Source organism: Halomonas mongoliensis, assembly GCF_052496345.1.
Map to the genome: position 1 here is coordinate 273,031 of NZ_CP199288.1, position 13,167 is coordinate 286,197.

Consider the following 13,167-nt stretch of genomic DNA (forward strand, 5'->3'; position numbering starts at 1 on the left):
CATTTATAATCAATACGTTACGCCGACCGATGAAATCACCTCAACTTGATGGCCGCAACATGCATATTTTTCTTTATTCCGGGAGCGCCATGTTACGAAATGAAAATTTCTCTCCATATGCTGCCTCCAGATACAAGAACACCCGGCACGTCTTTCGGCGTCCGGGTGCTTATTATCGCTTACCATTATAACCTCAGATCCACTTCCTCCTTGGGCAATACATACTTGAGATCATAGAGCACATGGTCGGCCTTGCCCCATGCTCGAATCGCGCAGCCTCCCAGCTCGTGGAATTCACGGTGCGCCACAGCCAGGATAATGGCGTCGTAGGTGCCCTCCGCCGGCTGCTCGACGGGGCAAATGGCATAGGCAGCCTCGGCCGCGGCCTTGTTCACCTGGGGGTCGAACACGTCCACCTCCACGCCGTAATCCTCGAGTTCAGCCAGGATGTCCACCACTCGGGTATTGCGCAGGTCTGGACAGTTCTCCTTGAAGGTCAGCCCCATCAGCAACACTCGGGCACCCTGCACATGCAGCCGCCGCTTGATCATCTCCTTGACCAGTTGGCTGGCCACGTAGGCCCCCATGCCATCGTTGATGCGCCGCCCGGCCAGGATCATCTCGGGGTGATACCCCACCTGCTGAGCCTTGTGCGTGAGGTAATAGGGATCCACGCCTATGCAGTGTCCGCCCACCAGCCCGGGGCGGAATGGCAGGAAGTTCCACTTTGTGCCGGCGGCCTCCAGCACCTCCTCGGTGTCGATCGCCAGGCGATTGAAAATCACCGACAGCTCATTGATCAGGGCGATGTTGATGTCGCGCTGGGTGTTCTCGATCACCTTGGCGGCTTCAGCCACGGCGATGGAGCTGGCCTTGTGCGTGCCGGCAGTGATCACCCGGCGATAGAGCGCATCGACGAACTCGGCCACCTCGGGCGTCGAGCCCGAGGTCACCTTTCGAATCGTGGTCACGCGATGCGCCTTGTCGCCCGGGTTGATCCGCTCGGGGCTGTAGCCGGCAAAGAAGTCGCGGTTGTAGGCAAGGCCCGAGACTCTCTCGATCACCGGAATGCAGTCCTCCTCGGTGGCGCCGGGGTAGACGGTGCTTTCGTAGATCACCACATCGCCCTGGGCCACCACTCGGCCCAGCAGCTCGCTGGCACGCAGCAGCGGCATGAGATCCGGCCGGCGGCTGGCATCGATGGGGGTGGGCACGGTAACGATGTACACATTGCACGCCCGCAGCGCCTCTGCGTCGCACTCGAAGCTCAGCTGGGTCGCCTGGGTGAGCAGTTCCGGCGCTACCTCAAGGGTATGATCGAGACCATCCCGCAGCTCGCCGATGCGTCGCGCATCGATATCGAACCCCACCGTGGGCAGCACCTTGCCGAACTCCACCGCCAGGGGCAACCCTACATAGCCCAGGCCGATCACCCCCAGGCGAACCGTCTCCAGGTCTCTCATCGTCGCGTCCTCCCTTCAGGGCGTTTCCGATCCCGCCATACAGTCGTTTCCGGCGGGCTGCAGCAGCTGCAGGGAGGCCTGGATGACGATCTGCTCATCGAACTCCGCTTCGATACGGCGCCGGGCCGCCCAGCCCACCTCCTGCAAGCGCTCGGGCGGCATCTCGACACACTCGTGCATCCTCTTGGCCAGCGAGCCGGCGCTCTTCACCTCGCATAGCCAACCGGTCACCTCTGCCACTACTGCCTGCCTGCAGCCGGGTACATCCGACACGATGGCCGGACGCCCTATCGCTGCAGCTTCGAGCACGGTGCGCGGCATCCCCTCTCGGTAGGAGGGCAGCACCAGCACATGGGCCTGGGCAATCCATGGCCGCACATCGTCGCACTCGCCCCGGTACTCGACCACTCCGGTGCGCTGCCACTCGCGCACCTCGGCCTCGCCGATCGCGGAAAGGTTGCTGGCCCCAAGCGGGCCGATCAGCAGAAAGCGCGTGCGCGGATGACCCGCTCGTACCTGTTCGGCAGCCTGCACATACTCACGGACTCCCTTGTCGCCCAGTAGCCGAGCAATCATCACGAAAGTGAATGAAGTTGCTTCGGGCAAGGGCGAGAAGGCGAAACGCCGGGTATCAACCCCTGAGCCCGGCAGCAAAGTCGTGGGTATGTCTCGCAGCAGCCCATGGCGCTGGAAGAGCTCGAGGTCTTCGGCATTCTGGAAGAAGACTCGATGCGCCCCGTGGTTGGCGACCCCGTAGAGCCAGCGAACGCGGCGAAACAGCCAGCTGTCATGGAGGAAGGCGGTACCCAGCCCGGAGACATTGTTGGCGTAGGGTATGCCAAGCGCCCGGCAGGCCAGGCCCGAATAGATATTGGCCTTCACCGTAAAGTTGAACACGAAATTCGGCCGCAGCCGCCGCAGCGTCGCGGCCAGCGCCAGCAGGCTCCGGCCCTCTCCCAGCAGCCGCGTGCCCTTGCCTTCCAGGCCAAGCGCTACATGCTCGATGCCCAGCTCGTCCACGAGGCGCGACGCGTAGGCGTCCGGCGGCGCCAGGCCGATCACCCGAAACCCGGCCTCTACCAGGGCGCGCAGGGTGCCGCGGCGAAAGTTGTAGAGGTACCAGGAGGTGTTGGAGACCAGTACGATCGTGCCCCGCTCCTGCCGCATCGGCTCTACCATGGGAGCTCCTCAGACCAGGTCATAGGCTTCGAGAAGTTCACGCACCCGGTCACGGGAGCACCACATCAGCACATCGATCATCGACAGCTGGGGCACGAAGGTCGCCTGTCCCTGGGAGTAGCCGACCTCACGGGGTTTCAGGAACGACAGCCTGACGCCTTGCGAGGCGAAGGTCTCCCGGTCGTAGAGCCGCTGCCCGCCGAGGCTGTTGACATAGTGGTCGCCCCCCTGCAGGCGGGTGATGGCGATCAGGCGATCCGCGGCCGACTGGTCGCGGTCATAGTCCAGGCGGCTGGCCCGGGTGATGGAGACCGGCCAATCCAGATAGTCGAAGGTGGCCTCGATGGCATGCCGGCACAGCGTGGTGATATCGCGATCCTCGCCGGTCAGCACCTCGCTTACCCAGGGGTAGACGGCAGCAAACCGGGGGGCCCGGGCATAGGCATGGCGGAGCCCCTCGACGATGCCCGACACCTCGGGGGAGAACGCCAGCTCGCAGATCCGGCGGTTGATGGAGGCCCCGGGCACCGGCACGGAGAAGCGTCGCACCTTGCCCTGGTCCAGCACGCTGTTGCGGTTGATGAACCCGCGGCTGATGTAGTTGACATCGTCGTAGAGCACGAAGCACTCCACGCCGCCCACCAGCTGGAAATAGCTGAGCGCGGGAAACAGATAGGGCTGCATCACGGCCACTTTCATGCGGGACTCCCAGCCGGGCGTGAGTCATCATTTACATTCCATACACACAACCTTACATGTCTAAACCCGCAGCCATGGACCCATTTTTCTCATCCGCTGGGCATGACACTCCCCTGGCACTTCGCGGCCTGATCGACCTCAGGCACCAGCGGCGCATGGCGATAGAGGGTCCAGAGCACCACCAGCCATGCGCTGTAGACGGCTCCCCCCACCGGATAGGCGAAGAAGCTGTAGGTCAGGCCGAAGTCGATAAAGGCGACCGGCAGCAGCAGCCCCGCCACGGCCAGGGTGCGGTGGGTGGTGTCGGCATGGCGCAGCCCCGAGCGAAACAGCAACACCGGCAGCAGGTAGAGCGCCAACAGGGCCATCAGCCCAGGCAGGCCGAACTTGGCCCAGGCATCCAGCAGGTCATTGTGGGCGTGTCCGTGAGGCAGCACGGAGGGCGCCACTACGGCGCCCTCTACCAGCTCGGCCATCCCCTGGCGATACCCCTCGCTGCCGTGGCCCAGCAGGGGACGCTGCTGGATCAGTTGCCAGGCGCCGCGCCACATCTCCAGGCGCGCGGTCACCGAGGCGGTAGGCGCAGACTCCCCCTCGAGATAGTGCGACAGCTCATCCATCGCCAGCCCCACTCGGTGCTGCACGCCGGTCTGGGGCACGGCATAGAGCCCTATCGCCAGCGTGACGACGGACAACCAGGCCAGTGCCTGCTGCCAGCCCGGCAGCCAGGCCAGAAACCCGCGATGAAACAGCAGCAGGATGAGCGGCAGCGCGACCCAGCCGCCGCGTGTCCCGGAGAGCACCGACGCCAGCAGGCCGCCAATCGCCCCCGCCGCCAGCACCAGCAACCAGCCAGGATGCCGCGGACGCGCCAGCGCCCAGACCACCCCAGCCAGGCACAGCCCGCCGGTCAGCAGGCTGACGTTGCCGAACAGGATCGCATGCAGCGGGTCGTGGCCGCTGGCACGTCCCGCCCCCTCCTGCAGGCGCTGCCACAGGGCCCAGCCACCGGCGAGCATGCCCCCCATGGCCAACCCCGCCCAAAGGGCACTCAATCGTGGCCGCCAGGTATGCAGCGCCACCAGCCCCAGCAGGGCCAGCAGCATCGCCCCCAGGCGCGGCAGCGCGCCGAGCAACTCCTCGTGCAGCCAGGCCATCGCCGCCATGGTCGACACGACACCGAGCAGCACCCACACCAGCCGCCACCCGCGCCTGCCCAGGGGGCGCGGGTTCAACCAGCCCGGCCAGAGCCGTCCCAGGGCCGCCAGCCCTCCCAGCAGGGCCAGGCCCCCCAGCCCCCACCAGTAGCCTCCCGGCACCAGCACCGGAAACATCAGGGTGGCCACAACTGCGGCCCCCGTCGCTGCTTTCATCACACTCATTCGTTCATCCTTGATGTCGATGTCACCGACCCTTTCTCGGGGTATTCGTCGCGCCGGGCAGCCGCCACCACCTCGAGGCTCACGCCCCGGCTGTCACTCACCGCCAACCGGCCATTGGTCACCAGTCGCCCGGTCACATTGCGACAGTATCGCAGCACGGCCCCGCGTCCGCCCCCCGCATGATAGGTCTCGAGGTCCAGGCCCACCTCCGCGACGTCATCGATCAGCAGCGGTTCCCCGACCGCCTCGGCGCAGTGCAGCCTCCCCCGCAGCCGCAGGCCGCGGCCATTGCGCACCTGCACGGTACGCCGCGCCGGCTGGCCCGCCACCGCGCTCACTCCCGCGTGCAGGTCGGCGCTGACCGCCTCGAACGGCTCCGCCTGGACGCCCCCGATGGTGAAGGGTGCCACCGTCGAGGCACTGCTGGCCTCCGGGATCGCCACCTTGATGCCGACGCGACGCATGACGAAGCCCGCGTCGTCACCCAGGCTGACCACCGAGACCGGTAGGTCTGCCACCACCTCGATGTGGCTGTCGAGCAGCTGGTTGCCCACCCCCTTCGCCTCGATGCGGTTGCGGGCCTGGGGGCGATACTCGGCCGCCCCCTCCACCACCCGGCAGCGCACCCGGGCATCGCGAATCGGCCCGGCGCCGCCCCCGACCCCCAGCCTGAGTGCGGTCAGGTAGGCGTTGGCCACCCGATAGTCGGCATCCACCTCCCGGGAATCCCCATGGATGAAGAAGGCGCGTCGGCAGCCGTCGATGGCAAAACGCGCCGTCACTCGCCGATGGCCACCGCGCAGGGTCACGCCATAGTTGCAGTGCGTCAGCTGCTCGATCTCGACGCGGATATCCTCCACCTGCGCCTGGTGCAGGGTGACCAGGCCACCGTGGCAGTCGCGCACCTCGCGAGCCCGCAGGCGCAGGTTCGACACCCCCCGGTCGCAGGCGACCAGAAAGCCCGAATAGAAGGACTCGCCGGGCATGTCGACCCGGCCGCGGAAGCGATCCACCAGGACAGTGACATCCCGACAGTCGCGGAAGGTGAAGACCCCCTGGGCGGTGCCATCGACGGCATCCTCGAACAACTCGCTGTGGCGCGCATCCAGGGTGATGCCCGTCCGCTGCGCGACATAGAGCGTACTGCGGGCCTGGAAGCCTCGCCGCTGGCCGCGCCGCGCCTTCAGCCGGTGGCAGGGCCCCAGCACCAGGGTATCGCCATCGCGCAGCTGCTCATCGATGAGCCGCTGCAGGCCCGCGGTATCATCCTCGCGGCCGTCGCTGGTGCCCAGCCCGTAATCCACGGCCCGTACCACGCGGGCAGTGCGTTCGCCGGCCAGCAGCGGCAACGCGAGCGACTGCGCATTCAGACAGGCGCCCCCCAGGAGGCCACGGCCGAGGATGCACAGGAACTGGCGGCGGCCTCGCGGCGGGCCACCGTCTCGCCGATCAGGCTGCATATCGCCCTCCGAGCGTGCGGTCGTATCGTCTTGGCGAGATGCGACGGGCTTCACCACCCACTGCTGCAGGCTTCGGCTCATCGCGAGTCGGGAGGTCATTTCCCCCAGGCGCGAGACTCCCCCAGCCATGCCTGGAACATCAGAATCGCCCACAGGGTGTGATGCCAGCGCCGTCGCCCAGAGCGATGCTCATCCCACAGCCGGCGGACCCGGCCAACCTCCAGGAACCCCTCCTCGCGCAGCCGTGCCTCATCCAGCAGGGCCTCGGCCCAGTCATGCAGCGCCCCCCCCAGCCACTGCTCAATGGGCATGCTGAAGCCCTTCTTGGGCCTGTCGATCAAGTCGCGCGGCACATGGCGCTCCAGCACCTGGCGCAACGCCCATTTCGTCCGGCCTTCGTTGAGTTTCATCGCCATGGGCAGGCGCCAGGCGAACTCGACCAGGGTATGATCGAGCAGCGGCACCCGGGCCTCCAGGCCCACCGCCATCGAGGCCCGGTCCACCTTGGTCAGAATGTCGCCGGGCAGGTAGGTCAGGGTGTCGAGATACATCATGGTCTCGCGGAAATCATGCCGTTCGCCCCAGCTTTCTGGCCGCGACAACAGCGACGCCGGCTCCCTGGCCCGGCGCACCAGTGCCTCGGGCTCCTGACACACTGAGACCAGCCCCCGGTAGAGGCCCGGCCCGGGCGAGCAGGCCAGCAGCGCCCCCAGCTTGTTGAGCCGATCACCCAGTGCCGGATAGCGCAGCCGTGCCGGCAACTTCTGCATGGTGCGATCGACCGCCACGGCCGGCACCGCCGCGAGCAGCGTGGCCAGCCAGTGACCGGCGCTGTCGGGCAGCCGCGCCAGCTGACGCTGCAATGCCTGGCCACGGGCGTAGCGCCTGTAACCGTAGAAGAGCTCGTCCCCACCGTCACCGGACAGCGCCACGGTGACGTGCCGGCGGGTCATCTGGCTCAGCAGTAGGGTCGGAATCTGGGAGGAGTCGGCGAAGGGCTCATCCCAGATTCGCGGCAGGTCGCCGATCACCGACAGCGCCTCCTGGGGTCGTACATAGAGCTCGGTATGCGCCGTGCCCAGGTGCCTGGCCACGGCGCGGGCGCTCTCTGCCTCATCGTAGCCAGCCACTTCGAAACCGATCGTGTAAGTCTGGATGGGGCGAGTGGACTGTGCCTGCATCATCGCCACCACGAGAGAGGAATCGACCCCCCCGGACAGAAAAGCCCCCAGCGGCACGTCCGCCTCCATGCGCAGCCCCACGCATGCGCCCAGGCGGCCCTCCAACTCGTCGACCAGCTCGGCAGCACTGGCCTCGAGCTTCGGCTGCGCAGCGACCGCGCCGAAGTGCCAATAGGGCATCGCTTCCCCCACCCTGCCTTCACCAATCTCGACCCAGTGTGCCGGTAGCAGCTTGACCATCCCCTGATAGATGCAATAGGGGTCGGGCACATAGCCGAGTCGCAGGTACAAGGCCAGCACATCGCGGTCGACCTGCCCCTGCCAATCGGGGTAGACCGCCAGCGCCTTGAGCTCGGAACCGAACAGCACACTTCGCCCCGCCATGCCGTAATAGAGCGGTTTTTCCCCCAGGCGATCGCGGGCCAACGTCAGGATGCGGCGCCGGCGATCCCACACGGCGAAGGCAAACATCCCGTTCACCCGACCGAGGGTGTCGGCCACGCCCCACAGCTGCAGTGCCGCCAGCAGCGTTTCGGTATCGGAGTGCCCCCGCCAACCGGCGCTCCAGCCTGCCGTTTCGACCTCGTTGCGCAGCCAGCGATGATTGTAGATCTCGCCATTGAAGACCAAAACCAAGCGGCCATCGGCCGATAGCATTGGTTGTTGGCCAGCCGCGGAAAGATCGAGGATCGACAGCCGGCGATGTCCCAGCGCGATCCCTTCGGCCGGGTCTCTCCATACCCCACCCCCGTCGGGTCCACGGTGAGCCAGCCTGGCGCACATGCCCTTCATCACCCTCTCATCAGGCGCTCTGCCATGCGAAAGGTAGCCAACGATACCGCACATCCTGTGCCCTCCGGTCAGGTCACATTGACTTCGCCCAAGTCAGTAACCTGAACGGGCGGACTCGCTGCTTACAAGATATTACAAAAAACCCCGCACTCCGTTGCCTCATTTTCCTCATACCCGACGCCATTCTTTGACGGTTCCATCCCGCACCGCCCAAGGTAGAAACGCCTGGGCTCATACCCGGTCCTGGCCAGCAGCAGCTGTACTGCCTGTCACCACTTTAGGCGCTGCACCAAGACTCTCTCGCAGCCGCTCAAGAGTGTCGCGCCATGCGCTGGAAGGTACTATTGCGCTCGACCAGCTCGTCATAGGTCCCATGGTCGACGATACGCCCAGCCTCCATCATGTAGATGGCGTCACACTGACGTACCGTGGCCAGACGGTGGGCGATCATGATGATGGTCTTCTTGCCCGAGAAGTCGTGAATGGCGTCCATCACCAGCTTCTCGGTGATGCCATCCAGGGCGCTGGTGGCTTCATCCAGAATCAGCACCTCGGCATCGTCGTAGAGGGCCCGAGCGATGCCGATGCGCTGGCGCTGGCCGCCGGAGAGCTGGATCCCCCGTTCGCCGACGCGGGTCTCCAGGCCGGCGGGCAGGTGGACGAGCAGCTCGTCCAGGTGCGCCATGCGCGCGGCGCGGCGGACCCGTGCCTCGTCGATCTGCTCCGGCGGGAGGCCGAAGGCGATGTTCTCGCGAATGCTGGCATCGGCCAGGAAGATCGCCTGGGGCACGAAGCCCAGGCTGTTCTGCCAGGCGCGCCGCCGCGGTCCCGCCAGCGGCTCGCCATCCACCCGCAGCTCGCCCTGTTCGGGCGTGATCAGCCCCAGCAGCAGGTCGATGGCGGTGGACTTGCCGGAACCCGAGGCCCCCACCAGGCCGATGACCTTATGGGCCGGGATGCGCAACGAGACGTCGTGCAGCGCCGGCGCACTTTCCGGCCGATAGCGGAAGGTGACGTGGCAGAGCTCCACGGCCTGCCGGGGCACAAGAGTGGGCCTGGGGCCGGTGTCGAGTGTGGGCGGTGCCGTCTCTTCCTCGCGGCTGGCGTAGAGGTCCATGCGCAGGGCGTCGAAGGCCGCCAGGTTTCCGCGCATGATCGAGACGCTGGCGTAGATCTGCTGCAGCGCCGGCAGCAGCTTGAAGCCGGCGAGCGCATAGACAGAGAGCAACGGCAGGATGGCACCCAGCTGCCCGTGGTGGCTCGCCAACAGGTAGAGCACCAACAGGATGACCGCACCGTAGGCCACCAGCTCCATAGCGTATCGCGGCGCCTGGGAGAGTGCTTTGGTCAGCCCCTTGGCGCGGCCATAGCGGCGGCTGGCGGACTCGAAGCGGTTGATGAACACTGGCTGACGATCGGTTAGCAGCACATCCTTGATGCCGCCGAAGCCCTCAGCCATCAGCTTGAAGCGCAGCTGCTGGGTGGCCGAGATGGTATCGCCATGGTCGTCCAGTCGCTGGCGCACCGTACGATAGAGCAGCAGGTAGGCCCCCAGGAAGAGGCAGACGCCGACCAGGGCCACCAGAGGGTTGAGGAGCACGATGACCAAAATCATGCACAGTGCCACGCCGATCTTGGCGTTCATCTGCATCAGCGGCGAGATCAGCGCATCGGTGATGCGATTGCACTCCTGGACGATCTTGTTGGTCAGGTCGGCGCTGCTGCCGGCGGAGTGGAACAGCCAAGGCTGACGCATGTAGTGATTGTAGAGCCGGATGCTGAGCTCGGCACCCAATTGGTGGCCATACAGGGAGAGCCGCCACACGGTGTACATCGAGACGGCCGCGGCCAGGGCCAGGATCCCCAGCACCGCGATACCACACCAGAAAAGGAACTGGTTGGGGCTCGAGGCACCGCTCAGGAGGTAGGCCTGGGCCAGCAGTCCGTCACCCTGCAGCCGGCTGATATCCCCAACCATAGCCATGAAGGGGCCGATGGCCACCACCCCGGCCACCTCGGCGAAGGCCATGAGCACCACCAGCACCTGCAGGCTCAGCAGCTGGCGGCGCTGCTGGCCAGTGAGCAGGCAGTACAACTCCTTAAGATTACCAAGCATGGCGGGCCTCGCTATTCACCTCGATGGACGTTGGCATTACAACTGGAGAGCGACGCTCAGCTGACGGCGGCGACCCCCAGCCGTTGGCGCTGATAGCGACCATCCTGCACGCGGCGGCACCACTCGAGGTTGCTCAGGTACCAGGCCACCGTCTTGCGAATGCCGCTGTCGAAGCTTTCCCGCGGGCGCCAGCCCAGCTCGCGCTCGATCTTGCCGGCGTCGATGGCGTAGCGCAGGTCATGGCCGGGGCGGTCGGTCACGAAGGTGATCAGGTCGGCATAGCGCCGCGCCGGCCCTGGTGCGCGCATCGGCGCCAGCTCGTCGAGCAGCGCACAGAGCCTGTGCACGACGTCGATATTGCGCTGCTCGTTGTGGCCGCCGATGGTGTAGGTCTCCCCGACCCGGCCCCGGGTCACCACGGTATAGAGCGCCCGCGCGTGGTCCTCCACGTAGAGCCAGTCGCGCACCTGCGCGCCGCGGCCGTAGACGGGCAGCGGCCTGCCGTCCAGGGCGTTGAGGATCATCAGCGGGATCAGCTTCTCGGGGAAGTGATAGGGCCCGTAGTTGTTGGAGCAGTTGGTGATCAGCGTGGGGAGCCCATAGGTGCGCTGCCAGGCGCGCACCAGGTGGTCCGAGCCGGCCTTGCTGGCCGAATAGGGCGAGCTGGGGGCGTAGGGAGTCGCTTCGGTGAACAGCCCCTGCGGCCCTTCCAGGTCGCCATACACCTCATCGGTAGAGATATGGTGAAAGCGGAAGGCGGCCTGGCGGCTGGGCACCAGGCCCTGCCAGTAGGCGCGGGCGGCTTCCAGCAGCGTATAGGTGCCGACGATGTTGGTCTGGATGAAGGCCGCGGGACCGTCGATGGAGCGATCCACGTGACTCTCCGCGGCCAGGTGCATCACCGCATCGGGCTGGTGGACGCGGAACACGCGGTCCAGCGCCGCCCGGTCGCAGATGTCCACCCGCTCGAAGGCGTAGCGCGCATCGCCCGCCACCCCGGCCAGCGACTCCAGGTTGCCGGCATAGGTGAGCGCATCGACGTTGACCACGCTATCGACGGTGTCGGAGATGATATGTCGGATCACGGCCGAGCCGATGAAGCCTGCACCACCGGTGACGAGAAGTTTCATAGCCAGTTCCGCCTATAAATCGTAATACTCCCGATACGAGGCCACGAGCAAGCCGATGAAGCTGGCATTGCCTGTGACAAGAATCTTCATTCATGCCCGCTCCGGATGCATTCTGTTGGTCCATCGCGGGATGCCCGCGTGGCTCCGAACCTGTCACCTTCTTCAGCGTGAACCGAAACCAGTGAGGACGGTGCGAATGGTGCGTATCACGATCAGGACATCGAGCCAGAACGAGAAGTGCTTGATGTAGTAAAAGTCGTATTCGAGCTTGCGGCACATCTCGTCAACTTCGGCGGCATAGCCCTGCTCCACCTGAGCCCAGCCAGAGATCCCGGGGCGCACCACATGGCGGTAGTGGAAGAAGGGCACGTCGTCGCGGTACCAGAGAGAGAGGTCCATCGACTCCGGGCGCGGCCCGATCAGGCTCATGTCGCCCTTGAGCACGTTGAGCAGCTGCGGCAGCTCGTCGATGCGGTATTTGCGAATGACGCGCCCGACCCGAGTTATTCGCGGGTCGTGGCCGTCGCGAGTGAAGCCACCTCCCTGCTGGTCAACATACATGCTGCGAAACTTGTAGACGGTGAAGGGACGGCAGTGCAAACCCATTCGGGGCTGGGTGAACAGCACGGCCCCGGGGCTTTCCAGGCGTATGGCCAGGGCAGTGGCGACCATCAACGGCAGTGCCACGGGCATGATCAGCAGGGTGCCCAGCACATCCAGACAGCGCTTGATCACCTCATAGTGCTCGTCAGGCTGCATGCTGCCCAGGCGATTGTCATGCAGGTAGACCCGGCCGGTGATCTGTTCGAACACGCTGGTGGCATGGTGCACTGGGATGCGGTGCAGAGTGCAATCCGCCAGGAAGCGCTGCCAGGGCTCGGAGAGTCCCGCACGCAGGTCGGCGACCACGCCATCGACCTGGATGCCTTCGAGCCCAGGGGTCTCCAGAAAGTGCCAGTCGACACGCGGATCCTGGCATAGCTCCGCTGCCTTGCCATGGGGGACCACGGCAAACCGGAGCCGGCGATAGGGCGAAGAAACCAGATAGCCGATGGTAAACAGCACCATGGCGGTGAGATAGCTGCCCAGCAGCAGCGTGCCGAAAAACTCGATGCCCAGCAGGCGGAGCAGGAGCCAGGACGTTCCGTAAGATACGGTGAGCAGCGGCATCACCAGCAGACTCGCCTGGGTGCGCGGCAAACGAGCCAGATTCTGCACCGCAACGGCCGCCACCAGGTAGGCCATGGCCGCCGCTACCAGAGTTAACCACTGCGCCTGGGACGCCTGATGCCAGAAACCCCAGCGCATGCTGAATACGGCCGGCACGCCCACGGTGACCAGCAGGCCCAGCAGCTGCTGGATCCGGCTGCTGTGCAGCAAGCGCTGATGGAAGCGGGCATGGCGACGATGCCGCTCCAGTTCCCTGGTCTCGTTGCTGGGCATCACCTCACGGAAGCGCGGCACCTGAGCCGGTGCGGCGCGCTCTGACTCTGCGCTGGTCGCTTCCGTGCCGGCACTGGGCTCCGGCTGACCGGCCAGGCTCACGACTCGGTCGGCGACGGACCTGGATGACTTCCCCCACTTAAGCTCGCTATCCGTCAGGACCTTAGACATGCTCGCTCCCTGGGTGCCGCCGGGGCACTGAATATGTGACTCAACGTCACCAAATGTTTATTATCGTCACGTCACATTCTGACAGCTACATAACTGGCTGTTATGCTGATTTTCTTCGGTGTCTCCGGCTTAGTGAAACCGTTATCCGAAC

General features: G+C 65.6%; 9 protein-coding genes. All 9 read right to left on the reverse strand.

Annotated features, from left to right (window positions below; genetic code table 11):
• Positions 1-185: 185 nt before the first annotated feature.
• Positions 186-1,463 carry a Vi polysaccharide biosynthesis UDP-N-acetylglucosamine C-6 dehydrogenase TviB gene (tviB, locus tag ACRYRV_RS01315; RefSeq protein WP_444984204.1) on the reverse strand — a complete coding sequence of 426 codons (1,278 nt, stop codon included), beginning with the start codon at positions 1,461-1,463 and terminating at the stop codon, positions 186-188.
• Between the two features lie 15 nt (positions 1,464-1,478).
• Positions 1,479-2,642, reverse strand: a complete 1,164-nt coding sequence (locus ACRYRV_RS01320) for a glycosyltransferase family 4 protein (protein ID WP_309635840.1) — start codon at positions 2,640-2,642, stop codon at positions 1,479-1,481.
• Between the two features lie 9 nt (positions 2,643-2,651).
• The gene (locus ACRYRV_RS01325; protein ID WP_444984203.1) at positions 2,652-3,341 is read right to left on the reverse strand and encodes a WbqC family protein; all 690 of its coding nucleotides are present in this window, start codon (positions 3,339-3,341) and stop codon (positions 2,652-2,654) included.
• An 89-nt stretch (positions 3,342-3,430) separates the two neighbouring features.
• A complete protein-coding gene (locus tag ACRYRV_RS01330; RefSeq protein WP_444989155.1) occupies positions 3,431-4,714 on the reverse strand; it encodes an O-antigen ligase family protein in 1,284 nt (427 codons plus the stop codon).
• A 5-nt stretch (positions 4,715-4,719) separates the two neighbouring features.
• Entirely contained in the window at positions 4,720-6,183 is a 1,464-nt protein-coding gene (locus ACRYRV_RS01335) for a hypothetical protein (RefSeq protein ID WP_444984201.1), read from the reverse strand.
• 95 nt (positions 6,184-6,278) lie between these two features.
• Positions 6,279-8,210 carry an asparagine synthase (glutamine-hydrolyzing) gene (gene asnB / locus ACRYRV_RS01340; protein WP_444984200.1) on the reverse strand — a complete coding sequence of 644 codons (1,932 nt, stop codon included), beginning with the start codon at positions 8,208-8,210 and terminating at the stop codon, positions 6,279-6,281.
• A gap of 256 nt (positions 8,211-8,466) precedes the next feature.
• The gene (locus ACRYRV_RS01345; protein ID WP_444984199.1) at positions 8,467-10,272 is read right to left on the reverse strand and encodes an ABC transporter ATP-binding protein; all 1,806 of its coding nucleotides are present in this window, start codon (positions 10,270-10,272) and stop codon (positions 8,467-8,469) included.
• Positions 10,273-10,328: 56 nt separating this feature from the next.
• Positions 10,329-11,402 carry a dTDP-glucose 4,6-dehydratase gene (rfbB, locus tag ACRYRV_RS01350; protein ID WP_444984198.1) on the reverse strand — a complete coding sequence of 358 codons (1,074 nt, stop codon included), beginning with the start codon at positions 11,400-11,402 and terminating at the stop codon, positions 10,329-10,331.
• A 162-nt stretch (positions 11,403-11,564) separates the two neighbouring features.
• A complete protein-coding gene (locus ACRYRV_RS01355) occupies positions 11,565-13,016 on the reverse strand; it encodes an exopolysaccharide biosynthesis polyprenyl glycosylphosphotransferase (protein WP_309635833.1) in 1,452 nt (483 codons plus the stop codon).
• Between the last annotated feature and the right edge of the window lie 151 nt (positions 13,017-13,167).

Coding starts and splice junctions, on each gene's coding strand:
- ACRYRV_RS01320 (WP_309635840.1), bottom strand. CDS start 2,642: ATGGTAGAGCCGATGCGGCAGGAGCGGGGCACGATCGTACTGGTCTCC.
- ACRYRV_RS01335 (WP_444984201.1), bottom strand. CDS start 6,183: ATGCAGCCTGATCGGCGAGACGGTGGCCCGCCGCGAGGCCGCCGCCAG.
- ACRYRV_RS01355 (WP_309635833.1), bottom strand. CDS start 13,016: ATGTCTAAGGTCCTGACGGATAGCGAGCTTAAGTGGGGGAAGTCATCC.
- asnB (WP_444984200.1), bottom strand. CDS start 8,210: ATGTGCGGTATCGTTGGCTACCTTTCGCATGGCAGAGCGCCTGATGAG.
- ACRYRV_RS01325 (WP_444984203.1), bottom strand. CDS start 3,341: ATGAAAGTGGCCGTGATGCAGCCCTATCTGTTTCCCGCGCTCAGCTAT.
- ACRYRV_RS01330 (WP_444989155.1), bottom strand. CDS start 4,714: ATGAAAGCAGCGACGGGGGCCGCAGTTGTGGCCACCCTGATGTTTCCG.
- ACRYRV_RS01345 (WP_444984199.1), bottom strand. CDS start 10,272: ATGCTTGGTAATCTTAAGGAGTTGTACTGCCTGCTCACTGGCCAGCAG.
- tviB (WP_444984204.1), bottom strand. CDS start 1,463: ATGAGAGACCTGGAGACGGTTCGCCTGGGGGTGATCGGCCTGGGCTAT.
- rfbB (WP_444984198.1), bottom strand. CDS start 11,402: ATGAAACTTCTCGTCACCGGTGGTGCAGGCTTCATCGGCTCGGCCGTG.